Source organism: Rhodoferax sp. (assembly GCF_028715765.1).
Lineage (GTDB): Bacteria > Pseudomonadota > Gammaproteobacteria > Burkholderiales > Burkholderiaceae_C > Rhodoferax.
Genome location: NZ_JAQURE010000002.1, coordinates 60,682 through 84,465, shown reverse-complemented (window position 1 = coordinate 84,465; position 23,784 = coordinate 60,682). Strand labels below are relative to the sequence as shown.

The window sequence follows — 23,784 nt, the reverse complement described above, 5'->3', positions numbered from 1 at the left end:
ATGCACATCGAGGTTTTGGTGGAGGACAGCTCAGGGGAAAAATTGTTGGCGCAGTTGTTACCGCAAATATGGGGCGAGCAGGGTGAGCCACACACCTGGCGACTCAAAGCCTACAAAGGCATTGGCCGTATTCCGCAGGGGTTGACGGCCAAGGCAGACCCGGCCAAACGCATTCTTCTGGATCAATTGCCCAGGCTATTGCAGGGTTATGGAAAAACGCCAGGCATTGATGCGGTGGTTGTGGTGCTTGACACAGATCGGCGTGATTGCAAGACATTCTTGCAAGAGTTGAAGTCTGTCGCTGAGCAATGCAAACCCGCACCGCATACGCTGTTCCGGCTGGCCATTGAGGAAATGGAGGCCTGGTATTTCGGTGACCACGCAGCCTTGTTGCGTGCATTTCCCCGTGCTAAGCGCGACGTGCTGGATCGCTACGTACAAGACAGCGCGTGTGGCACTTGGGAAATGCTGGCCGATGCCATCCATGCGGGCGGCGCTGCGGCCATCAAAAAGGCGGGCTGGCCATTGCCCGGGCAGCTCAAACATGAGTGGGCAGAAAAAATTGGCCCGTTCATGAACCTTCATCACAACGCATCCCCTAGTTTTGGCAAATTCCGTGATGGCCTCACCCGGTTGATTGCGCAGGCATGACCTGGACCACCCCCGCCGACCTGCGTGCCCAAGTCCAAAAGCTCTGGGACAAAGGTGAGCTGCTGCGCCCCTGCGTGCTGGGCGAGGTGATGCCGCCCCGGCGTTTGCGGCTCATCGGGCCCAGCTCTACCGAGCTGGCGGAGCGCTTTGACGAAGTGCGCGCGTGGATGAAAGCCCTGGGTTGCAACGCACCGGCGGACAGCGCGCCGCGTTATCGCATCGTCTCGCGCCAATTTCGCCACCGCGTGCTCGGGGAATGCGCCGTGCCCGATGAGATTTGGCTCGATACCCTGGACAACGCGCTGGCGCTGATCGGCAAACCAAAAGAGGCCAAACGCTTTGCCAGCTTGGTGCAACACACCCGCGAGCAGCAGCCTGCCTTGCTGCCGTGGCTGGAAAAGCGCCCGCTGAATGCGCTGGCTTTGGCAGAGGCCTGGCCGCGCCTGCTCCAAGTGGTCACCTGGCTGCAAGCCCACCCGCGCCCCGGCATCTATCTGCGCCAAGTGGATGTGCCCGGTGTGGACAGCAAGTTCATCGAGGCGCACCGGGGTGTACTGGGTGAACTGTTGGACTTGGCCTTGCCAGCGCAGGCCATCGACACCAGCGCCACCGGGGCCAGCCAGTTTTGCCAACGCTACGGTTTCAAAGACAAACCGCTGCGCGTGCGCTTTCGTCTGCTGGACGCGTCGCTGCTCGCCCTGCAACCACCTGAACGGTTGCCGCCCCACGGGCAGCCACGGCCACACGGTTTGCCATTTCTACAGGGTCAGCCACAGCCGCAAGACCTGTTGCCCACTGGCGCAGACCACGACATCACCCTGACCCAGGCCGACTTTGCCAAGTTGCAGCTGCCCGTCAGCTGCGTTTTCATCACCGAAAACGAGGTCAATTTTTTGGCCTTTCCGGCGCTGGCGGGCAGCCTGGTGATTTTTGGCGCGGGATACGGTTTTGAGATGCTTGCTGGCACGCGTTGGCTGCACGGCTGCCGTCTGGTCTACTGGGGCGACATCGACACCCACGGCTTTGCGATTCTTGACCAGTTGCGCGCCCAGTTTCCACACGCGCAGTCGGTGTTGATGGATCGCCCCACCTTGATGGCACACCAGAGCCAATGGGGTATGGAGCCGCAGCCCGTGGCGCATGATTTGCCGCGTCTTGATGCTGCAGAGGCCGCGCTGTATGACGACTTGCGCAGCCATCACCTGTGTGCCTGCCTACCGGGCAGCGCGGCGGCTGGCGCAAGTGTGCGTCTGGAGCAAGAACGCATAGGATTTGTCTGGGTGCAAGCGGCGCTGGCCGCCTTGCCGTCATCGCCACGGCCAACGACCGTCGCAGCAGCAGAACTTATATTGGTTTGAAATATATGAAAAATAGGTCTCTAGCCCTTATGAAATATGCGCAAGCAGCTATTTATTTAATAGTTTATTTAAGCGGTGATTTAACTGCCAAGGGCACCCCATGACCGCCCATTGCATCATGGTGCTGGGCACCACCAGCGGCGCGGGCAAAAGCTGGCTGACTACGGCGCTGTGCCGCCATTACGCCCGTCAAGGCTTGAAGGTGGCACCCTTCAAAGCACAAAACATGAGCAACAACGCCCGCGTGGTGGTATCCAGCAACGGCCAGGGCGAGATTGGTAGCGCCCAGTACTTCCAGGCGCTGGCCGCCAAGGCCGAGCCCGAGGTGCGCATGAACCCGCTGCTGCTCAAGCCCGAGGCCGACACCCACAGCCAGGTGGTGCTGCTGGGGCAAGTCAGCGCCGAGCTCACGGCCATGCCGTGGCGCGAACGCAGCAACCATGTCTGGCCGTACATCGCTGCCGCGCTGGATGCGCTGCGTGCCGAAAACGACGTGGTGGTGATCGAGGGCGCGGGCTCCCCTGCCGAGATCAATTTGCACGCCAGTGACATTGTCAACATGCGCGTGGCACTGCATTGCAATGCCGCCTGCCTGCTGGTGACCGACATTGACCGGGGTGGCGCGTTTGCCCACCTGTACGGCACCTGGGCGCTGCTGCCAGAGGATGAGCGGGCTTTGATCAAAGGTTTTGTTTTAAACAAGTTTCGCGGCGATGCGGCGTTGCTGGCTCCGGCTCCGCAGCTGTTGCAAGACCTCACCGGCATCCCCACTGTAGCCACGCTGCCAATGTGGTGGCAACATGGGCTGCCGGAAGAGGATGGTGTTTTTGATATGACCCCCACGTTCGGCACTGGCGTGTCCTCACTGCCCCCCGGGGGGGCTCTCGCGCCTTCGGGCGGCCGTGCGGCGCTCGGTGACCGCTGCACAACGCAGGGCGCGGTGAACCTGACCGTGGCGGTGGTGGCCTACCCACGCATCAGCAATCTGGACGAATTTCAACCCTTGAAAAACATCCCTGGCGTGCGCCTGCTGTGGGCGCGTTCACCGGCTGAACTGGCCGGGTTGCAAGCGACCGACTGGATCATCCTGCCCGGCTCCAAAGCCACCACGGCCGATCTGGCCTGGCTGCGTGCGCAGGGGCTCGACGCTGCCGTGGCTCGGCACGCAAAGCATGGCGGGGCGGTGCTGGGCGTGTGTGGTGGGCTGCAAATGCTGGGCGAGGCGTTGATTGACCCCGGCGACATCAACGGCAACGCGCCGGGCTTGGGGCTGTTGCCGCTGGTGACGGTGTTTGCGGCAGACAAAACCGTGCAGCATACGCAGACCCAATTCGCTTTCATGCCGACCCGTGCCACTGCAGACGCCAGCGGGGCCATGGCTGAGAGCCGATTTCTGCGCGTTCGGCAGTATGAGGCTCCCGGCCATGACCCTGCTGGCGTGACTGAAGCGCCGGGTGGTTCTGAGACCCCTTGGGTTTCATTGGCGGGTGTGCCTGTCAGCGGGTATGAAATTCACCAAGGCCAGACCACGCAGCACCCGGCCATGGCCAAAGCGGGTGATGTGGCAGTGGCCGTGCTGCCTGACGGCCTGGGCTGGCAAAACGCCCGCGGCAACGTGCTGGGCATTTACCTGCATGGCCTGTTTGAAGACCAGGCTGCGCTGCAAGCCCTGTTTGGCGCGCGCCTGCCAGGCCCTGTGCCGACGCTGGATGCTGTCTTTGAGCGCATGGCTGATTTCATTGCAAACCACTTTGAGCCTGGTGTGCTCGACGGCTTGTTGGCTGACGCGCCACCTTGTGAACAAAATAGCCTCTAGCCCTTATGTAATAAGCGCGAGTAGATATTATTTTTATAGTAATTTTTGACCCAATTCAATTCAATTCAATTCAATTCAATCCAATCCAACTCATCAGGAACTCCCATGACTTCTTTTATGCCGCAACTCGACGACATCCACAGCCTTGCTTTCACGCAAGCGTTGCAACACAAAATTGACAACAAAACCAAGCCGCTGGGCTCACTGGGCCGACTCGAATCGCTGACCCTGAAGATCGGCGAAATTCTGGGCACCGATTCCCCGGTGCTGCAAGCCCCGCAACTGGTGGTGTTTGCTGGTGACCACGGCCTGGCGCGCCGGGGTGTGTCGGCTTTTCCGCAAGACGTGAGCTGGCAGATGGTGGAAAACTTTCTGGCGGGTGGCGCGGCGGTGAGCGTGTTCTCGCGCCTCAATGACATCGCCTTGACGGTGGTGGACTGCGGTGTCAACCATGACTTTCTGGCCGGGCTGCCCGCGGGCACGCAGCGCCCGGGTTTGCGCGTGTGCAAGGTGGCCGGGGGTGAGCACGGCACGGCGGATGCGCTGGAGCAACCCGCCATGAGCGCCGCGCAATGCCAAGAGGCGATGCAAAACGGCATGGCGCTGGTGCAAACCTTGCCGGGCAATGCGCTGCTGTTGGGCGAGATGGGCATTGGCAACACCTCGGCCGCCTCCCTGCTGCTGGCGCGCCTGGCTGGGTTAGACATTGAAGTGTGTACCGGCGCAGGCACCGGGCTGGATGCGCCTGCGGTGCAGCGCAAAACCGCCATTTTGCGAGACGTGCTGGCGCGCCACGCTGATGCCAAAGAGCCGCTTCAAGCGCTGGCCGCCTTGGGCGGTTTTGAGATTGCCACGATGGTCGGCGCGGTGCTGCAAGCCGGTGCCGAGCGCCGCGTGGTGGTGGTGGACGGCTTCATTGCTACCAGCGCCGTGCTGGTGGCGCACGCTTTGCAGCCGTTGGTGTTGCAGCGCTGCGTGTTCGCGCACCGCTCGGGCGAGCGTGGGCACGAGTTCATGCTGCAGCACCTGGGCGTGCAGGCCTTGCTGGACTTAGGGCTGCGCCTGGGCGAGGGCTCCGGCGCGGCGCTGGCCTGGCCGCTGCTGCTGTCAAGCTGCGCCATGCTGCGCGAGATGGCCAGTTTTGAGTCAGCCGGCGTGTCTGAAAAAGCAGCAGCACCCGCAGCAAGTGCAGCTACTGCGGTGGTTCATTGATCTGACGATGTGTGGTGGTGACACAGGCTTGTCACACTTCTGTCACAAAAAACTGTCATATTCTTTGGTTAAATCAACCTTGAGTGCATGATGGCCACTTCTTCCCCACCCGACAAACCCATGACCAAACCGGTAGATACCCAGTGGCTCGATCGTGACATGAGCCTGCTTGCGTTCAACGCCCGCGTGCTGCACTGGGCGCAAAAGCCAGACGCGCCGCTGCTGGAGCGCTTGCGCTACCTGACCATTGTGTCGTCTAACCTGGACGAGTTTTTTGAGGTGCGCGCCGCGCTCTACACCAGCCTGGCCAAGCCCAAGGCCGACCTCAGCCTGATTGACGCGCAGGCACAAGCGTCGCTCAGCCTGGTGGCGCACAACTTGGTGGACACCCAATACGCCATTTACAACGATGTGCTGTTGCCCGCGCTGGCCAAAGAGGGCATTCGGGTGGTCTCGCACAGCGAGCGCACACTGGCGCAGCAGCGCTGGGTGAAAGCCCTGTTTGAGCGTGAAGTGCGCCCGCTGTTGCTGCCAGTGGGGTTAGACCCCGCGCACCCGTTTCCGCAAGTGGCCAACAAGTCGCTCAACTTCATTGTGCGGCTCTCGGGTCACGATGCGTTTGGCCGCGAAAACGAGATCGCTATTGTCAAAGTGCCACGCAGTTTGCCGCGGTTCATTCGCATTCCAGAGAGCTTGTCGGGCAAGCGCACGCTGTTTGTGTCGATCTCCAGCGTCATTCGGGCGCACTTGAAAGACCTGTTTCCCGGGCGCACGGTGGGCGATTTTTCTCAGTTTCGGGTCACCCGCCACTCTGACTTGTCGGTGGACGAGGAAGACGTCAAAAACCTGCGCACCGCCTTGCGCCAAGGCTTGGTGCACCGCAATTACGGTCAGGCGGTGCGGCTGGAAGTGTCCGCCGGGTGTGCTGACTTTTTGGTTGACCTGCTGCTGCGCCAGTTTGAACTGCCTGCCTCGGCGCTGTACCGGGTGCACGGGCCAGTGAACCTGGTGCGGTTGGGGCAGTTGATTGACCTGGTGGATCAGCCCAAGTGGTTGTTTCCGCGCTATGAGGCCAGTTTTCCACACCAGTTGCCCGCCAACATGCCGATCTTTGAGCGGCTCAAAGCCGGTGATGTGCTGATTCACCAGCCCTATGAAAGCTTTGATGGCGTGCTGGCGTTTTTGCGCGAGGCCGTCAACGACCCTGCGGTGCTGGCCATCAAGCAAACCATTTACCGCACCGGCTCAGATTCGGTGCTGATGGAGCTGCTGCGCCTGGCGGTGCAGCGCGGCAAAGAGGTCACGGTGGTGGTGGAGCTGAAAGCCCGCTTTGACGAAGAGGCCAACATCAACTGGGCTGAAAAGCTGGAATACATCGGTGCCCAGGTGGTGTATGGCGTGGTGGGGCTCAAAACCCACGCCAAGATGCTGCTGGTGTCGCGCCGCGAAGGGCGCAGCATTTGCCGCTACGCGCATTTGTCCACGGGCAACTACAACCCCAGAACTGCGCGCCTGTACACCGACCTGAGCTACCTCACACGTAACCCCAAGCTCACCCAAGACATTGAGGCCGTGTTTGGCCTGCTGGCCAACCAAAGCCGCATACCGCGCCTGAACAAGCTCGTCTTGGCTCCCTTTGCCTTGCAGCGCAGTTTGATTGACCTGGTGGATGCCACCGCCAAAGCTGCCGCTGCCGGGCAGGCCAGCCGCATCATCCTGAAAATGAACACCCTGACCGACGACAAACTGATGGAAGCCCTGGTGCGTGCCAGCCAAGCGGGTGTGGCGGTTGACCTGATCATTCGCGGCGCGTGCATGTTGCCAGCGCAGCGCCAGGGCTTTACCGACAACATTCGTGTGCGCTCGATCATTGGCCGGTTTTTGGAGCACTCACGGGTGTTTTACTTTCAAACCGGCACGCAAGAAACCTTGTATTTGTCAAGCGCCGACTGGATGAGCCGCAACATGCTGCGCCGGGTCGAGCTGGCCTGGCCAGTGGAAGACCCCGCCCTGCGCCAGCGCGTGGTAGACGAGTGCCTGACCACCTATCTGCACGACACGGTTGACGCTTGGCTCATGCACCCGGATGGCCATTACACCCTGGCGGGCGCGGCACGCAGTCGCAGCAGCGGCAAGAGCAAACCCGCTGTGGGTGCCCAAGGCAAGTTGATGGCCAAGTATTCGGCCAAAGCCTGACGTTTGACAGGACACCTCATCATGGACGTGATTTTGTGGCGCCACGCACAGGCGCATGAAGCCTTGCCCGGCTTTGACGATGCCTCCCGCGCGCTCACCGCCAAGGGCGAAGGCCAGGCGGCGCGCGTGGGCAAGTGGCTGGATCGCCAGTTGCCCGACAGCGCCCGGGTGCTGGCCAGCCCAGCGCGGCGTGCCGAGCAAACCGTGAAAGCGCTGGGGCGCAAATACAAACTGCGCGACGAACTGGTGCCAGGCAGCTCGGCCCAAGAGCTGCTGGCCTTGCTGAAATGGTCGCCTGAGTTGGGCCCATCGCACAAAGGCACGGTGTTGCTGGTGGGTCACCAGCCCACACTGGGTCAACTGGCTGCGCACTTGCTCGGCAGCACCGAGGCGGCCTGTGACCTGCGCAAAGGCGCCGTCTGGTGGCTGCGCAGCCGCCGCCACGAAGACCAGTGGCACACCTCACTGCTGACCGTCATCCACCCGGATCTGATTTAAGCGTTTTGCCCGAACGGAGTTTCAACACATCATTGCGTCGAAGCCTACGCGCTGTTGTTGATGTGTCATGCAAAAAAAGCGATTAGCGAGCCGATCCCATATCTGCGGCGTGATGGTTGAAGTTGGTGTTTGCGGAAGGAAGAAGCGCAGTCAAGACAGTATTGAAACCGGAAAACGCGTCATCAAACGAGGGGATGTCTTTGCCATAGACCATTACCTTGACAAACTCGTCATACATTTTTCGATACTCTGGTTTTGAATTTGTGACGTTCATGGCATTTTGAATTTCGCCAACGGGATTTGTCAAAAATTTGGGGTATAGGTGCACAAAGTCTTTTGCATCCTTATCCATTGCGGATAACAACAGAGATTTCAATGCGACATCTTGAGTAATTTTGGGATTCCCCTCAACAATGCGGTGCACATCGAAAAGATGCCTGACCAATGCCTTGTCGAATTTGAACCGTTCCGCATCTGTCAAGTGCATCGCCAGTCGGCGTGGGAATGAAACCAGTTTTTCGGTCAAGGCTTCACGAATATCCACGCAGTGCATTTTGAGCGTTTGGGTCTTTTGTCCTGCGAGCTCATCAAAAAGGAGCCCTATGTCCATATCGACGCTTGGCAGGGAAAGATTCGTGTAGTTCAACTCCAACTTCATTGCAGCCCTCATTGCAGGCTCAACATCGAAATGTGTGAAATATTCCGCAGTGAACTCAACGTAGGAGTTTCCATCCAACGCTTTCTGTTGAATGTTGCCTTCTTCAAATCCAATATTTAATAGCGCTTGGACGATGTCCTTCTTCAATTTCGAAATAGCAGAGCGTCGCTGATTGGCGTTCAGCACAAATCCGGGCTTTGGGACAAGTTTGATGTCCACATCTTCCGAAATTCTCTCCAAAAGACCATAGGCTTTCGATAAACACGTGCCCCCGCAAAAAACAAAGTTGAATTTCTCGTTGTTAATTTTGGAAATAGCTTGAAGCACATCGGTGACGATGAAGTCTTTTTCAAGCGCGAATTCCGAGATGGACAACTCATGTTCGAGAATTAAATCTGAAATCTTGTCCCGAAAAACAGCCTCAACTTTTTTCATAAACAACCTGGCGACTTCCCACGGCGATTTTCCGACTGACTCGCGCTTTTCCAATATTGATAATGGGTAGCATTGGAATCTGGGTGCTTCGGCCTTCTCGCAAAGCCACAGCATCCTTGCCCACGTCGGCTTTGACGCCAATTTTCTGCATAACCTCCAATCCGATATTCAGCAACGGAACGGTCGGCACTGGCTTGCCACTGATCGTTGACGGACGAGCCTTGGCATACAAACCAAAGCCAACCTTGACCAGCATTCCGCTTGCTGCGGCTTCATTTATAGCCCGGCTGACTTGCCGGTAATCGCCTAGCTGATCGAACTCCTTTCGCAGGAACACCGACGAAGACGATCTTTTGATCTTTGCGATCACCCTATCTTTGACGGTGGACTGAGGCATATTCATTCTCCAAATTGGTACGGCAAAAGTTGACAAACTTAGGACATCGATGTCCTATTTTTGCACATTCAGTTGACTCGCGCATCCACCCAACGCGCCCATGAATACTTCAGCTTAGGCGGGTTCGTCAGCCAATCTTTGGATGTAGGGCTTCAACACGCGTTGGAGCCGCACCATGGCATCGACCAGCCGCCGCCACGAAGACCAGTGGCACACCTCACTGCTGACCGTCATCCACCCCGATTTGATTTGATTTTGTGCCGTTGATGTCATGCAAATGCCATCAAACCGCCACAAAGCTGTCACGCTCGCCAGCGATCATTGTTGTATTCAACCAAGGAGTACGACACATGAGAGACCTGCCTACCCCCACCTTTGCGTTTTCGCCCACGGCCACCTCCCGGGGGTCACTTCACCGACCTGACCTGGGTCAGCTTCAAGCGCGTCCTGCAGCCGCCCAAATGGAGCGCCCTGGCTTGCTGGTGTCGTGGGCGCGCCATGCCGACGAGGTTCGCCAAGCGCAGCGCCTGAGATACCGGGTTTTTGCCGATGAAATGGGCGCGCGCCTGAGCACCCCCGTGCCAGGGCACGACATTGATTTGTTTGACAACTATTGCGAACACCTGCTGGTGCGCGACGCTGCCACCGAAGAAGTCATTGGCACCTACCGCGTGCTCACCCCAGCCCAAGCCAAACGCGTGGGCAGCACCTACAGCGACACCGAATTTGACCTGACCCGCCTGCGCGGCTTGCGCGAACGTATGGTGGAGCTGGGGCGCAGCTGTGTGCACCCTGAGCACCGCCACGGTGGTGTCATCATGGCGCTGTGGGGGGCGCTGGCCGAGTTCATGGTGCGCAACCAGTTGGACACCATGATTGGCTGCGCCAGCATTCCCATGCTGCACAACGGCATCATCAGTGGTGACGTGGCCGCCAGCATTTGGCAGCAGCTTAAAACCACCCAGTTGGCTCCGATTGAGCTGCATGTGCGCCCCCGCTTGCCGCTGCCGGTAGAGCACCTGAACTGCTTCTTGAATGTGGAGCCCCCGGCGCTGATCAAAGGTTATTTGCGTCTGGGTGCCAAAGTGCTGGGCGCACCCGCCTGGGACCCTGATTTCAACAGCGCCGACTTGCCCATGCTGATGCGCATCAACGACTTGCCTTCGCGCTATCGCAAGCATTTTTTGGGTTGACTCTCGGCCCGACCCCAACACACACACACGCCATCTCAACCTGGCTCCAGCAGGGGCGGGCTGTTGGGGACAATAGGGTTGTTGGATAAGTTTAAAAACAATAGCTGCTTACGCAATGGTATGTAGCGCCAGAGGCTTATTTCTTATAAATTTGCCAGCTGTTCAACCTGGTCATGCAGCGCTTTTGCCAAGTGCTGACGAGGGCGCCCCATTGGCAGCTCTGGCTGACCAAAGTTCACTTTGACCCGCAGCGCTGGTGCCGTGAGCGTGCGCCAGAGCGATTGCAGCAAGGTGTCGTGGTCGATGTAGCAGGCCGCCAGGCTGAGTTGGCCGCTGGTGGCATCTTCATAGCGCAATGCCAGCGGCTGCACCGGGGCGTGGGCGGCAATGGCGGCCTGAAACAAATTGGCATGAAACGGCAGCACCTGCCGCCCGTTGCTGGTGGTGCCCTCTGGAAACACCGCCAAAATTTGACCGGCTTGCAGCTGCGCCGTCATCTCATGCACCACGCGCATGGCGTCGCGCGGTGAGCGGCGTGAGATGAACAGCGTGCCGGTAGCCAGCGCCAGCTTGCCCACCCACGGCCATTGGCGCACTTCAGATTTGGCGACAAAGCGGCACGGGCACAGCGCCATCAGCACATACACATCCAGCCACGACACATGGTTGCTGACCAGCAGCGTGGCGCGGTCTTGCGGCGGCCTGCCATGAACTTCTAATTTAATAGCTGCTAGCGCAAGCAGGATATGAGCCCAGGCCTGAATGCGCTGTTGCTTTTGCAGCGGATGCCAGGTTGGGAAAAAGCGCCAGACCTGCCACAGACCCTGCGCCAGGTGCAGCAGCAGCCGGGCCAGTTTGAGGGCAGCACGTAAACGGTTGATCATGAAAAAAATCGTGCCAGGGTTGACCCTTGGCACGATGTGAAGTAGGTTGACGGCTGAGGCGTTGTTCGCGCGCAGCCGGTTGACTGTTACTTGATCGCTGGCAAGCCACCCAAATAACCAATGGGCGCGTGAAACACGTCAATGCGGTCTTTGAGTTGCTTGGCCAGCGCTGCCGGCACGGCCTTGGCAAAGTCGCCCCAGTGCTGGTTGTTGGCCATGATGTAGGCGTGGCCGTCCAGGTTGTCGAGCACTTGCAGACCAGTGTTTTCAGCGCCGGCGGCCGAGGTCATGATGCGGCTGAGCTTTTGGGTATCGACGTTGTAGGCCCACAGGTAGTTGTTGGTGTGGATCAGCGAGTCTTCACCAATGAACAGGGTGCGCATGCCTTCTGAGTAAAACAGGTTGTCGGGCTGGGCAATTTTGTTGTCATCTGCTGTGTTGCCTTTGGCATCGGGCTGTGCCAGCGGCAAGCCCAGCAAGGCGGATTCAACATACATGCGGGTGGCCACATAGTCAGAGGCGATCAGGTTGCCATGTTGGTCACGTTGGCCGCCACTCAAGTCGGCGGTGTAGGTGGCACCAGCTTCATTGGCGGGCAGTTGGATGTGGTCAGTAGGCTCGCCTTTGGCGCTGGTCATGCTGTCGCGGATGGCAGACATGGCCATGTAAAGCTTTTTGTCTTTGGCATTGATGGCCACGCCCTCAAATTTGGTGAACTCGGTGGTGGCTCCCATCAGTGCGGCCATGCGGCGGGTTTCCAGGAAAGCAGCTGCTTTTTCTTGGCCGGGCTTGAGCTTCAGGCATTCATCTTCTTTGGAACCACTGCGAATCAGCGAGAAGCTGGCTGGGCAGCTGCCCGCGTTGGGGGTGGCGCTGTCAAAAATGTCGCTGAAGGTGTGGCTGTCGGCCAAGGCTTTGACTTCATCGCTGGTGGCGTGGCCAAGTTTGATCCAGTTCAGGTTGGCTTTGCCACCGCTTTGGGCTGAGGTTTGAGTCCACTTGGCGGCGTAAATGCTGCCACTGTCGAGGTTGCCCCACGCATCACCCACATACATGGCCATCAGCCCATAAGTGCCGTCGTCACCCAGGTAAGCGGTTTTGCCATCGGGTGCCAGGCGTGCCAGCTCCCAGGTGCCGCGGCTCATGGCGTAGTGTTTGCTGACATTGGTTTCGCCGGTGGCACGTACTTCCACTTCAGGGATGTAGCCGTAGTGGTAGGGGTTGGCGGGTTTGCCGCCCAGGTATTGGGCTGACATGGCTTTCAGACCCGCAGCTATTTTGGGCGCGTTTTTGGTGGCCGGGTTGTATTGCAAGTCGTAGTCTTCTTCAGAGCCCAGGTGCGTGTTCCAGGGGGTTTGGCTGCCCGCGCAGGGAATCCACAAGCCATCCACGCCGGAGAAATCCACCGGGTTTTGCTTGACCACGCTCAATTTGCCGTCTTTGGCTTGTTTGAGTTCGGTCAGTGTCATGCTCATGGGCGAGCGGCTGTACCAATCCTTGGTTTTGTTGGCCACCGCTTTGTCAGACAGCAGCCAGTCGTATTCGTAGTGTGTGACCATGAACAGCTTGTCGCCCACTTTGAGCAGGCTGTTGGCATCAGGCGTTTCAGCCACCAGCGGTTGACCCATGGGGTCTTTGAGGGCTTGCATCTTGGCATCAAACAACTGGCCGGCAGGGTGCTTCATGCCTTTGACATCATTGATCTTGTCTTGCACTGAAAACAGGGTGTTGAACGTCAAGGGGTAGGTTTTGACCGAGCCATCTTGGTAAGTGACCTTGGCCACAGAGGTGCTGTAGGTGCGCGCCATTTTGTCGGGCTCAGAGGCGGCAGGGGCGACGGTATCGGTGAATTCAACCGCGGCCACCGCTGGGTGGCTGGCAGGTTTGGCAGCGCTGGCAGACGTGGGGGTGTTGGCGCAGCCTGCCAAAACAGTCAACACGGCCAAAGCGGTGGCACTTGCCAAAAAACCTGGGTGCGAGAGTGAACGCATTAAAAAACTCCTGTGAGGTGAAAAACCTGCGAGAGTTTGCGACAGGCATGTGTCAATTTTTTGACATTGACTTGAATCCATCCCCCCAACGGAGGGGTGCACAAGGCAACAAGGCATTTCTAGAATGGCGTTGTCCATTCCCTTCGAACATTGCGTGAGCCATTCAAAATCGGCGAGCATGGGTGCTGAATGATGGCCTGTTGGGTCTCCGCATCGACGGCGCCAGCACTTGCAGGGTTTTTTACATCACACTTATCAATGAAATATAGCCTCATGAATAATCAATTAAAACCTTTGTGCCTGGCAGCTTTGCTGGCTTTGGCCGCTCACTTCAGTTTTGCCGCAGACGTGCAAATTCGTGAGGTCAATCTGACCGAACTGCCCAAAACCAAGAAATTGCTCATGGGCAACTTTGTGGTGGAGTTTCAAGAAAGCTACATCAGCACAAAAACTGGTTTCCATATTTTGGGCTTGGGGGGCTTTAACAAAACCCAGGCCACCAACACCGTCACATTGCCCGAGCCGGGGGTGCTGATTGAGCTGACCAACTTTGCTTACGCGCGAACCCTTGAAAAGCTCCGCGCTCAAGGGTGGGACATTGTTGAACCGGACAACTTCAAGCCCGAGGGCAAAACTGCAATGAAAGCGTTGGTTGAAACGTGGCCTATACAAAACGCCATGCTCTTGCAAAACGTTGATGGCAAAAGCAATCTGTACGCACCCACCGGTTTTGACGCTTGGGTGCCATCATCACCAGCGGGGGGCTGTGACCATTATTCAGGCAAGCAAAGCGACATGAGCTTCACCGAAAAACTAAGCCAAACCGGCAACAACTTCAATATGAAGCGCAACGCACAACCTGGTTACGAGCGCACCCTGACCCAGGTTGAGGCGCTGCCCATGCTCAAGGTCTGGATCACGGTAGGCTTTGGTGAAGCCAAAGCCGGCGGTGCCGGTACCATGATTGCCGGTCGGCAAAATAGCTACCTCAACAGTGCCACCACCACCGTGGCCAATGCCGCCAACAGCAACGCCACGGCAGGGATGTTTCTCAAGCCCGAAGCCACGCGGTTTTCCATTCAACTTCCTGCCGAAGGTGACCCGATGAACTGGGGGTTTTCACGCGGCTGCGGCACCAAATTCAGAGAAAGCACTTTTTTGCCACCCGTGGATGGTGAAATTCGCTTGCATTTGGCTGAGAAGCTCTATGACGATGGCGGTGAAGTGGCTGCGTTGTCCATGCAGGCCGGCGACATCAAAGTCAAGGACACCGCCATTGGCGACAACCTTGTAGCGAGGAATATTTCGCAAGATGCAGCGAAAGGTGAAGGTGCCAGTGCTAAATCGGGAGCAGTCCAAGTCACGGCGCTGGAGTCTCGAACCTCGGGCGTTGTGAGCACCAGTGATTTGGGTAACAACGCCACCCACACGCAGCAAACCTATGTGTCGACCATCCGCGCCGACTACTTCGCCACCAGCGCTTTCAAAATGATTGAAGATGTGACCAGTGCGTTCGTTGGGCGAATGAAGTAAGGTCTTTTCTGGGGCGTCTGCCTACTTGCCCATCATGTCAGCCGGGTGCATTTGGTTGGGCTTGTCGTCCATGTAGCCCTTACCGTCGTGCACCCCTTTGCGCCCCAGAATTTGCCAGTTGGTGCGCTGGTTCACCAGGCGTGCCAGGTACTCCAGCTCTTCGTCGGTGTGGTTGATGGCTTTGGCAGACCGCAACAGGCGCCCCCCCATGGAGGTGGGCTCGGCCCAAAACGACTGGTGGTAATCTGACTGACTGACGGTTTTGTCCGCCCCGGCTTGCACGTCGACGGTGCCAAAGCAGTTGCAAAAATAACTGCGGTAGTGTTGCTCGGGCAGCACTTCGGTGTAGGTGCCGGTGCCGCGAATGCCCACGGTGACGGTGGGTGTGACAATGCGCCGCGTGCCGCCCTTGCCCCAAACGCTGACCACTGCACCCGTCAGCAGCCGCAGCACGCTGACCAGGTTCAGGCTGGCACCGCGCTCCACCACCATGCGGGTGTTTTGCCGCACTTTGAAGGACGACGTGCCCAGCACAAAAATCAAACCTGAACCCGGCCCGGTGCTGATGGCGTCGCCGCTTTGGATGGTGTGGCCGGGCAGCAGGCGCTGGCCGTTGAGCTGGGCGTCGCCCACCAGTTCCACAATGTTGCTGCGCTGTTGGGCTTGCGCGGCGCTGTAGCCCCCCAGCGCCGTCCAGGCACTGGCGGCTTGTAAAAAACTGCGCCGCTGCGTCCACAGCACTTCATGTTCGGTGCGGCCAGCCAGGGTGTGCAAGGTGTTCATGGGTGAGGCTCCTTAAGGGGTGAATCGGCTTCAAAACTGTCGCGGAAAGTGAAATACAGCGAGGTAAAAAACATCGAGGCCACCAGCATCAAGCCCGGAAAAAGCAGCATGCCGGCCAGCCCCGGGCTGCCCAGCAGCGACGACAAGGCCGATATGCCCAGCACCATGGCCACCATCACCGCCATCCAGACCAATGCGAACACGCTCAGTGCCCAAAAATTGCGAAAACACGCCACGATGCTGAAAAACATGGCTTTGCCCGGCGTCAGGTCGTGCCAGTAGACCAGGGCTGGGGCATGCCAAAACAGCAGCGATAGCGGCAGGTGCAGGCCAATGAAGGTCCACATGGCCGCCATGAAGGCGCCCGATGCCATCAGGTCTTTATCTGGCACATGGCCACCCAGATACATGTTGGCAAAGCCACCGCCATCCACCACATAAGACACTCCCATGGCGCACATGAAGCCGGCCGCGTACATGGCACCCAGGCTGAGCATGGCACGCAATTTGACCGGGCCGGCGCGCAAGCCGCTGAGCAACAGCAAGGGCATGGGGAATTTGCCTTGGGTGGCTTCCAGCGTGGCGGCCATCAGCCCCAAGGTGATGGCTGGCAACACTGTCATGGCAATCGGCAAGCCCACCAGCGGCACCATGGTGGCCACCGACATCAGCGCCATGAACATGAAAAACAGCCCGGTCAGTGCCAGCGGCTGCTTGGCATAGGTTTGCATGCCCAGCTTGACCCAGGTGGCTCCAGTGCGGGCGGGCACGAGTTTGAGCTTCATGCGCTGGCCACCAACGCATCCACGTCCAGCGCGTGCTGCACGCGCTGGGTCAGCACGCGCTCAAAATGGCTGGGGTCATGGGCTTGCAGCATGCTGGCCTCGCGCGGCAAGTGCAGGTCCCACAGTCGCGAGAGCCAAAAGCGCAACGCCGCAGCGCGCAGCATGGCGGGCAGCAGGGCGCGCTCTGCCGCAGTCAGCGGGCGCTGCTGCTGGTAAGCAGCCACGAAGGCCTGTGCCCGAGGCGCATGGTGAGCGCCAGTGGGCAGGTCAATGCACCAGTCGTTCAGGCACACCGCTAGGTCAAACACCCAGGCATCGACACCGGCAAAGTAGAAGTCAAAAAAACCACTCAACACCGGTGCGCCGTTGACGCTGTCAAACAGCACGTTGTCTCTGAACAGGTCAGCGTGAATGGGGCCACGCGGGAGTGTGGCGTAGTCGGGCAGGGTGCTGAGCTGGTTTTGAAAGGCCAGCTCTTGGGTGATCAAGGTTTTTTGCGGCTCGGTCAGAAAGGGCAAGACCACCGGCACGGTGTCGTTCCACCAGCTCAAACCCCGCAAATTGGGCTGCTGGGTGGCAAAACTGCGCCCGGCCAGGTGCATGCGCGCCAGCATGGCACCCACCTGGGCACAGTGCTCGGGTGTGGGTGCCAAGGCGCTGGCACCGCGAAGTTTGTTGACCACTGCCGCCGGTTTGCCTTTGAGCTCAAACACCAGCGCGCCATCGGCATTGGCACTGGGCTCGGGCACGGCCACACCATGCTGTGCCAAATGTTTCATGAGCTGCAAATAAAACGGCAGTTGCGCAAAGCTCAAGCGCTCAAACAGGGTCAAGACATGCTCATGCAGCTGCCCGTTGTGCAGGGTGGTGGCGAAGTAGTTGGTGTTTTCAATGCCACCGGCGCAGCCCTTGAGCTGTGTGAGTTGGCCGAGCTGAAGCTGGTCAAACAGCGCTTGCGCCTCGCTCAAAGAGACTTCTGTGTACACCGCCATGGCTTAGAACCCCAGCACTTTCCAGGTGCGCTCACCGGTTTTGGGCGCCACCTGGTAGCTGGGCATGCCGCCTTTGGGCTGCACCGTGATGTGTTGCGACTCGCCGCCCACACGCTGCTCATCAATGCGGGTGCTGGCATCTTCCACGCGCAGGTGCTCAATGCGGCTGTCTGATGTGGCTGGCTGGCTGTCTGATGTGGCTGGCTGGCTGGCTGCTGTGGCTGGCTGTGGTGTGGGTTTGGGTGATGCCAGGCTTTGGCTTTGAGCCATGGTGCAGGTCACAAGCAGGGCGAGGAAAAGGGGGGAGGTGTGGTGAAAGCGCATGTTTTGATTGTAGTTAGGCCAGGTCTGCTTGACCTTGGTGCGCCGCTTGTGGGGTTTGAGGCTTAAGGGATTGTGGCGATGTTGCTGGTGTGGTGCATCCGGTATGGATGTTCTGGTGTGGCCGGCGCTTGGCTGCTTTGGTGGCTCTGGCACGGCGCGGCGGCTGGGTCAGGTGCATGCGGTTTTGGGGGCAAAACACGCGCGGGGCTGATGGCTTGAGTACGCCAAGTACCTTTTTCGCGCGCCTTTACCCCCAAAGCCCGGTCACCTGACCCAACCACCACGCCTTATTTGCGTGGCTACGGTGAATAGGCAGTGAAATAATATTGATAGCTGCTTATGCATGTTAAACATGGGATGCAGGCATATTTCTTATAAATTTTCGAGTCCAAACCACGTGAGGCAGGGTGATTGGGTCAGGGGACCGGGCTTTGGGGTGAAATGCGCGCGAAAAAGGGGCTGGCGCACCAAAGCCGCCAGCCCCGCGCGTGCTTTCACCCCAAAACCGCACGCCCCTGACCCAGTCGCCCTGCCGGGTTCCACCCCCAACGTCACCCAGCCTCAATGCCCCGCTACCACAACCCTTTCAATAGCACCTCGGGCAAGCGGCAAGCGCAATATTTGGCCACTGACAAGGCAATAGGCTTTTGACAGCCACATGGGCAGGCAAAATGCCCCCCATGAACACTGATGCACCCCCAACCTTGCTGCTGGTCGACGGCTCCAGCTACCTTTACCGTGCTTTTTTCGCTGGTGGGGGCGACATGCAGGTCACCTTGGCCGACGGCACGGTGCAAAAAACCGGTGCCATTCGCATCATCATCAACATGCTGCAAAGCCTGCGCAAAGACTACCCAGCAGCCTATGCCGCCTGCGTGTTTGATGCCAAAGGCCCCACCTTCAGGGATGATTTGTACCCCCAGTACAAAGCCAACCGAAGCCCGATGCCAGACGACTTGCGCAGCCAAATTGAACCGATTCACGAAGTGGTGCGTCTGCTGGGCTGGCCGGTGCTGGCTGTGCCGGGGGTGGAAGCTGACGACGTCATTGGCACGCTGGCTGCCACAGCCGCTGCCCAAGGCCTGAACGTGGTGGTCAGCAGTGGCGACAAAGACTTAGCTCAACTGGTCACAGAGCGCATCACCATCATCGACACCATGAACGGCAAGCGCCGCGACGTGGCCGGCGTGACGGCCGAGTTTGGCGTGCCGCCGCACCTGATGCGCGACTACCAAACCCTGGTCGGCGACACCGTGGACAACGTGCCTGGCGTGCCCAAAGTGGGGCCGAAAACCGCAGTCAAATGGCTCAACGAATACGGCTCACTCGACGCCATCGTGGCGCAGGCCGACCAGATCAAAGGTGCCGTGGGCGAACACCTGCGCGGTGCCTTGGGCTGGCTGCCGACCGGGCGCACCCTGGTCACGATTCAAACCGATTGCGATTTAAGTGCCTGGTTGCCCGCTTTGCCTGCTCTAGATAACATAGCTGTTGGTGCAATATCTGCGGGCACTTTGGCCACTTTTTACGATAAATATGGGTTCAAAGGTTTGGCTCGCTCACTGGCCAGCAAAGAGGCGCTGGACAGCGCTGCACCCATGGCCGCACCCACCCCCGTGGCCAGCCCAGCCCCAGAGCGCGACCTGTTTGACGCTGAGCCGCCGCCCGCCTTGGCGCCGGTTGAAAAAGTCAGCACCGTGCACTACGACACGGTGTTGACTTGGGACGCCTTTGAGGCCTGGCTGGCCAAACTGCAAGGCGCAGCGCTGGTGGCCATTGACACCGAAACCACCTCGTTGGATGAAATGCGTGCCCAAATTGTGGGCATCAGCTTCAGCGTGACCCCGGGCGAAGCGGCCTACATTCCGCTGGCGCACGCTTACCCTGATGCCCCCCCACAGCTGCCGCTGGCAGAGGTGTTGGCTAAGCTCAAGCCCTGGCTGGAAGACGCCAGTCGGCTCAAGCTGGGGCAGCACGTCAAATACGACCGCCATGTGTTTGCCAACCACGGCATTGAAGTGCAAGGCTACGCGCACGACACCATGCTGCAAAGCTATGTGCTTGAAGTCACCCAGCCGCACGGGCTGGCCAGCTTGGCGCAGCGGCACCTGGGGCGCAGTGGCATCAGTTTTGAAGACCTGTGTGGCAAAGGGGTCAGCCAAATATGCTTTGACCAGGTGGACGTGGCGCGTGCGGCTGAGTATTCGTGTGAAGACTCCGACATGACTCTTGACGTGCACCGCACCCTGTGGCCACAGCTGCAGGCCAACGCCAAACTGCTGGCGATTTACCAGCTGGAAATAGAAAGCAGTGAGGCCTTGTACCGCATCGAGCGCAATGGCGTGCTGATCGACGCGCCCATTTTGGCGGCGCAAAGCCACGAGCTTGGCAAGCGCATCTTGCAGCTCGAAGCCGAGGCGCACGCCCTGGCCGGGCAACCTTTTAACCTGAGCAGCCCCAAGCAAATTGCCGAGATTTTCTTCACCCAACTGGGCTTGCCGGTGGTCAAGAAAACCCCCACCGGGTCGCCCAGCACTGACGACGAAGTGCTGCAAAAACTGGCTGAAGATTACCCCTTGCCGGCCAAAATTCTGGAGCACCGTGGCCTCTCCAAGCTCAAAGGCACCTACACCGACAAACTGGCGCAACTGGCGCTGCCGCGCACTGGCCGCGTGCACACGCACTACGCGCAAGCGGTGGCGGTGACCGGGCGCCTGAGCAGCAACGACCCCAACCTGCAAAACATTCCGGTGCGCACCCCAGAGGGGCGGCGCGTGCGCGAGGCCTTTGTGGCCGCGCCGGGTTGTGTGATTGCCAGCGCTGACTACAGCCAAATTGAGCTGCGCATCATGGCGCACATCAGTGGCGACGCAGCGCTGCTGCTGGCGTTTCATGATGGCATGGACGTGCACCGCGCCACTGCGGCAGAGATTTTTGGCATTGACACCGCGCATGTCAGCAGCGAGCAGCGCCGCTATGCCAAGGTCATCAACTTTGGCTTGATTTACGGCATGAGTGCCTACGGCCTGGCCAAGGCGCTGGGCATAGACAACACCGCTGCCAAGAACTACATCGCGCGTTACTTTGAGCGCTATCCGGGGGTGAAAAACTACATGGAGCACACCCGTGCGCAGGCCAAAGCCCAAGGCTATGTGGAAACTGTGCTGGGGCGACGGCTGTACTTGCCAGAGATCAATTCACCCAACGGTGCGCGCCGCGCCGGTGCCGAACGTGCCGCCATCAACGCGCCCATGCAGGGCACGGCGGCAGACCTGATCAAGCTCGCCATGGTGAAAATGCAGCATGTGATTGACACGCAACAGCGCGCCACCAAAATGATCATGCAGGTGCATGACGAACTGGTGTTTGAAGTACCCGAGGCTGAAATTGACTGGGTGCGCCACGAAGTGCCCAAGCTCATGGCCGGCGTGGCGCAGTTGCGGGTACCGTTGCTGGCCGAGGTGGGGGTAGGGCCCAATTGGGACAAGGCGCATTGAGCCATAGGAAAGTCAAAACATGGATCCGATGACGATTTTTGCAATTTCTGGCTGTTTGTTGACCGCCGGCATGGTCTATGTGGTGCTGCAGGTGCGGTTTTTTGGTGAAAAGCAAGCCGTGTCTGACCAGCTGCTCAAAGCCCAAACCGAACTGGCGGCACTGAAGAAAACCCTGGCCGGCTACACCCAATACCGCCAGGCCTTGGATGCTGCACGGCAAACGCTGGCCGAGCAGCTCAAGCCGCCGGTAGCCAAACTGGTGCGCCCCTACACGCATGTGCAAGCCATTGAAAAGGCCTTGTTCAAGCTCGATGCAGATGCCAATGTGGTCACCACTTACGAGGTAGAGTTTTCATTTTCCATGGATGTGAGTGCCGCTGGTCTGGAAGTGATTGACGCCGCCAATGGCGTGGGCTTGAAGCTCAGCCGCCCGGCGCTGATTGGTGAGCCGCGCCTCAAAACACTGAATCAGAAAGTTTTCAGCGCGGCAGACGTGGCCAATACCCAACCGTTGTTCGACTATGCCCACAGCAAGTTTGAACCGCTTGCCAAACGCTATGGTTTGGCATTGGGCTCAGAAGAAGCCTTGCGCGCCCAGTGCAAACTCAAAGCGTTGGATGTTTTGCGCGACGCGCTGGGCAAGCAAGCCGGTGTGAAGCAGGTGCCAGCGATTTTTGTCGACTTTAAGTGAGTCAAGCGCCCTTCGCGGCTTGAACCTACGGGGTGATGAAAGGGCAGACCGTGCGGGGCGGTTCAAACCTCGAGGTTATCAATCAGCCGCGTGGCACCCAGTCGCGCAGCGCCCAGCACCACCAGCCCCTGCTGCCGCACCAAATCTGCCACCTCACCGGCGTTGGGGGGCTGCAAATCGAGACGGCGGCGTACCACCAGGTAGTCAGGTTGCCAGCCGCGCTTTGTCAACCTGTCCAAGGCTTGTTGTTCAAGCGCGGCAATGTCTGAGCTGCCATTTTTGAGCGCCTGCGCCATTTGCTGCAGGGTGCCTGACAGGTGCACCGCCTCCGCGCGTTCGGTGGCCGACAAATAGTTGTTCCGCGACGACAGCGCCAAGCCATCGGCGGCACGCTGGGTATGGCCAGCCACCACCTCAATGGGCAGGGCAAACTGTTGCACCATGCCTTTGATCACCATCAGTTGCTGGTAGTCTTTTTGGCCAAACACCGCCACCCGGGGTTGCACGCAGGCAAACAGTTTCATCACCACCGTGCACACGCCAATGAAAAAACCGGGCCTGAAGTGGCCTTCCAGCAGGTCGGCCAGCGCCACCGGGGGGTGCACCTTGTAGCCTTGAGGTTGAGGGTAAAGCTCTGACTCTGACGGGGCAAACAGCACATCGCAGCCCGCATCTGCCAGGGCTTGGCAGTCTGCCGTCCAGGTGCGCGGGTAGGTGTCAAAGTCTTCGTGGGGCAGAAATTGCAGGCGGTTGACAAAAATACTGGCTACCAGCACGTCGCCCAAGGGCTTGGCCTGGCGCACCAAGGCCAGGTGGCCGTCGTGCAAATTGCCCATGGTGGGCACAAAGGCCGGGCGCTTGAAGTGCGCCAGGTGAGCCCGCAGCTCGGTGACAGTAGTGATAATTTTCATAGCTGGTTGCGCAGTATCCACGGGCGCTAGAGGCATATTTGTTATATAAAACCTGTCACCAGGCGTGCAAGGCGTTGTCGGGAAAACTGACCTGTTTGACAGCCGCCACATAGGCTTGCATGGCTTCTTTGATGCCATGTTGACCCGGCACACCGGGCAGGTCGGCCATGAAGTTGCGGACAAATTTGGGCATCTTGCCCAGGTTCAGACCCAGCATGTCGTGCAGCACCAGCACTTGGCCCGCGGTGCCGTTGCCCGCGCCAATGCCAATGGTGGCGCAGTGCGGCAGCTCGGTGGTGAGCGCTGAGGCCAGGGCGCTGGGCACCATTTCCAACACCATCAGGGTGGCGCCAGCGTCTTGCAGTTCATGCGCATGGCGTTTCATGATGGCCGCAGACTCCAGGGTTTTGCCTTGCACTCGGTAGCCGCCTAAAGCGTGTACGGTTTGCGGTGTCAGGCCCAAATGGGCGCAGACCGGAATGCCGCGTTCCACCAAAAAATGCACGGTGTCAGCGGTCCAGCCACCGCCTTCGAGCTTGACCATGTGCGCACCGGCTTGCATCAGCACGGCGGCGCTGCGCAGGGCTTGCTCTTTGGATTCGTGGTAAGTGCCGTAAGGCAGGTCGCCAATGATCCAGGCCGTGCCCTGCACCCGGCGCACGCCGCGGGTGACGCTCTCCACGTGGTAGCGCATGGTGTCAAGCGACACGCCCACGGTGCTGGAGAGGCCCTGGCAAACCATGCCGAGCGAGTCGCCCACCAAAATGCATTCCACGCCAGCGGCATCGGCTACGGCAGCAAAAGTGGCGTCGTAAGCGGTCAGCATGGTGATCTTTTCACCCCGGGCATGCATCTCCAGCAAGCGCGGCAGGCTCACTGGCTTGCGCAGTGCCGGGTTGCTGGTGGGGGGCAGGGTGCCGTAGGGTGAGGCGCTTTGCGGCGCGCACTCGGTCACACTTGAGCTGGCTGGATGGTTCAT

At 59.1% G+C, this 23,784-nt stretch carries 21 protein-coding genes; 10 read left to right on the top strand and 11 right to left on the bottom strand.

Translation table 11 applies throughout. The features are described 5' to 3' along the window. The 6 genes from PHT20_RS01265 to PHT20_RS01240 all read left to right on the top strand — a co-directional run bounded on the left by PHT20_RS01265 (position 1) and on the right by PHT20_RS01240 (position 7,731). Positions 1-651: a DUF4276 family protein gene (locus PHT20_RS01265; RefSeq protein ID WP_300083027.1), complete on the top strand. Its 651-nt coding sequence runs from the start codon at positions 1-3 to the stop codon at positions 649-651. Beyond that, positions 648-2,009, top strand: coding sequence for a DUF3322 domain-containing protein (locus PHT20_RS01260; protein WP_301019076.1), 1,362 nt, complete (start codon positions 648-650; stop codon positions 2,007-2,009). Before PHT20_RS01265 ends, PHT20_RS01260 begins: the two co-directional genes overlap by 4 nt. Before the next feature lie 100 nt (positions 2,010-2,109). Then, positions 2,110-3,825, top strand: coding sequence for a cobyric acid synthase (locus PHT20_RS01255; RefSeq protein WP_301019075.1), 1,716 nt, complete (start codon positions 2,110-2,112; stop codon positions 3,823-3,825). Between the two features lie 105 nt (positions 3,826-3,930). After that, positions 3,931-5,037 (top strand): nicotinate-nucleotide--dimethylbenzimidazole phosphoribosyltransferase, encoded by a 1,107-nt coding sequence (gene cobT / locus PHT20_RS01250; protein WP_301019074.1) that lies wholly within the window; start codon positions 3,931-3,933, stop codon positions 5,035-5,037. 90 nt (positions 5,038-5,127) lie between these two features. Next, a complete protein-coding gene (gene ppk1 / locus PHT20_RS01245) occupies positions 5,128-7,233 on the top strand; it encodes a polyphosphate kinase 1 (RefSeq protein ID WP_301019073.1) in 2,106 nt (701 codons plus the stop codon). 21 nt (positions 7,234-7,254) lie between these two features. Then, complete coding sequence (locus PHT20_RS01240; protein WP_300083012.1) at positions 7,255-7,731, top strand: histidine phosphatase family protein; 477 nt, start codon at positions 7,255-7,257, stop codon at positions 7,729-7,731. A gap of 82 nt (positions 7,732-7,813) precedes the next feature. Here the strand turns inward: PHT20_RS01240 and PHT20_RS01235 are convergent, their stop codons facing one another. The 3 genes from PHT20_RS01235 to PHT20_RS01225 all read right to left on the bottom strand — a co-directional run bounded on the left by PHT20_RS01235 (position 7,814) and on the right by PHT20_RS01225 (position 9,494). Continuing rightward, positions 7,814-8,824 (bottom strand): nucleotidyl transferase AbiEii/AbiGii toxin family protein, encoded by a 1,011-nt coding sequence (locus PHT20_RS01235; protein ID WP_301019072.1) that lies wholly within the window; start codon positions 8,822-8,824, stop codon positions 7,814-7,816. Next, positions 8,811-9,221, bottom strand: coding sequence for a DUF6088 family protein (locus tag PHT20_RS01230; protein ID WP_301019071.1), 411 nt, complete (start codon positions 9,219-9,221; stop codon positions 8,811-8,813). The genes PHT20_RS01235 and PHT20_RS01230 overlap by 14 nt, the downstream gene beginning before the upstream one ends. A 114-nt stretch (positions 9,222-9,335) precedes the next feature. Next, on the bottom strand, positions 9,336-9,494 hold the full coding sequence (locus PHT20_RS01225) for a hypothetical protein (protein ID WP_301019070.1): 159 nt from the start codon (positions 9,492-9,494) through the stop codon (positions 9,336-9,338). 77 nt (positions 9,495-9,571) lie between these two features. Here PHT20_RS01225 and PHT20_RS01220 point away from each other — a divergent pair, with 77 nt between their 5' ends. After that, positions 9,572-10,414 carry a GNAT family N-acyltransferase gene (locus PHT20_RS01220; RefSeq protein ID WP_300088463.1) on the top strand — a complete coding sequence of 281 codons (843 nt, stop codon included), beginning with the start codon at positions 9,572-9,574 and terminating at the stop codon, positions 10,412-10,414. Between the two features lie 143 nt (positions 10,415-10,557). On the opposite strand, the gene PHT20_RS01215 is transcribed toward PHT20_RS01220, so the two are convergent. Beyond that, positions 10,558-11,298 carry a lysophospholipid acyltransferase family protein gene (locus tag PHT20_RS01215; protein WP_301019069.1) on the bottom strand — a complete coding sequence of 247 codons (741 nt, stop codon included), beginning with the start codon at positions 11,296-11,298 and terminating at the stop codon, positions 10,558-10,560. 86 nt (positions 11,299-11,384) lie between these two features. Further along, on the bottom strand, positions 11,385-13,289 hold the full coding sequence (locus PHT20_RS01210) for an alkaline phosphatase PhoX (protein ID WP_301019068.1): 1,905 nt from the start codon (positions 13,287-13,289) through the stop codon (positions 11,385-11,387). A 273-nt stretch (positions 13,290-13,562) separates the two neighbouring features. On the opposite strand from PHT20_RS01210, the gene PHT20_RS01205 reads away from it, so the two are divergent. Next, positions 13,563-14,822 carry a hypothetical protein gene (locus PHT20_RS01205; protein WP_301019067.1) on the top strand — a complete coding sequence of 420 codons (1,260 nt, stop codon included), beginning with the start codon at positions 13,563-13,565 and terminating at the stop codon, positions 14,820-14,822. A gap of 21 nt (positions 14,823-14,843) precedes the next feature. Here the strand turns inward: PHT20_RS01205 and PHT20_RS01200 are convergent, their stop codons facing one another. The 4 genes from PHT20_RS01200 to PHT20_RS01185 are packed head-to-tail and all read right to left on the bottom strand — an operon-like array spanning position 14,844 to position 17,652. Further along, on the bottom strand, positions 14,844-15,605 hold the full coding sequence (locus tag PHT20_RS01200) for an iron dicitrate transport regulator FecR (RefSeq protein ID WP_301019066.1): 762 nt from the start codon (positions 15,603-15,605) through the stop codon (positions 14,844-14,846). Further along, complete coding sequence (locus PHT20_RS01195) at positions 15,602-16,390, bottom strand: BPSS1780 family membrane protein (RefSeq protein WP_301019065.1); 789 nt, start codon at positions 16,388-16,390, stop codon at positions 15,602-15,604. The genes PHT20_RS01200 and PHT20_RS01195 overlap by 4 nt, the downstream gene beginning before the upstream one ends. Next, complete coding sequence (locus tag PHT20_RS01190) at positions 16,387-17,382, bottom strand: homoserine kinase (protein WP_301019064.1); 996 nt, start codon at positions 17,380-17,382, stop codon at positions 16,387-16,389. Before PHT20_RS01190 ends, PHT20_RS01195 begins: the two co-directional genes overlap by 4 nt. 3 nt (positions 17,383-17,385) lie before the next feature. Continuing rightward, positions 17,386-17,652 (bottom strand): hypothetical protein, encoded by a 267-nt coding sequence (locus PHT20_RS01185; RefSeq protein WP_301019063.1) that lies wholly within the window; start codon positions 17,650-17,652, stop codon positions 17,386-17,388. Between the two features lie 734 nt (positions 17,653-18,386). Here PHT20_RS01185 and polA point away from each other — a divergent pair. Next, complete coding sequence (gene polA, locus PHT20_RS01180) at positions 18,387-21,203, top strand: DNA polymerase I (RefSeq protein ID WP_301019062.1); 2,817 nt, start codon at positions 18,387-18,389, stop codon at positions 21,201-21,203. 19 nt (positions 21,204-21,222) lie between these two features. Further along, on the top strand, positions 21,223-21,894 hold the full coding sequence (locus PHT20_RS01175) for a hypothetical protein (protein ID WP_301019061.1): 672 nt from the start codon (positions 21,223-21,225) through the stop codon (positions 21,892-21,894). 62 nt (positions 21,895-21,956) lie between these two features. Here the strand turns inward: PHT20_RS01175 and panC are convergent, their stop codons facing one another. Further along, positions 21,957-22,805 carry a pantoate--beta-alanine ligase gene (gene panC, locus PHT20_RS01170; protein ID WP_301019060.1) on the bottom strand — a complete coding sequence of 283 codons (849 nt, stop codon included), beginning with the start codon at positions 22,803-22,805 and terminating at the stop codon, positions 21,957-21,959. Positions 22,806-22,860: 55 nt separating this feature from the next. After that, a complete protein-coding gene (panB, locus tag PHT20_RS01165) occupies positions 22,861-23,784 on the bottom strand; it encodes a 3-methyl-2-oxobutanoate hydroxymethyltransferase (protein WP_301019059.1) in 924 nt (307 codons plus the stop codon).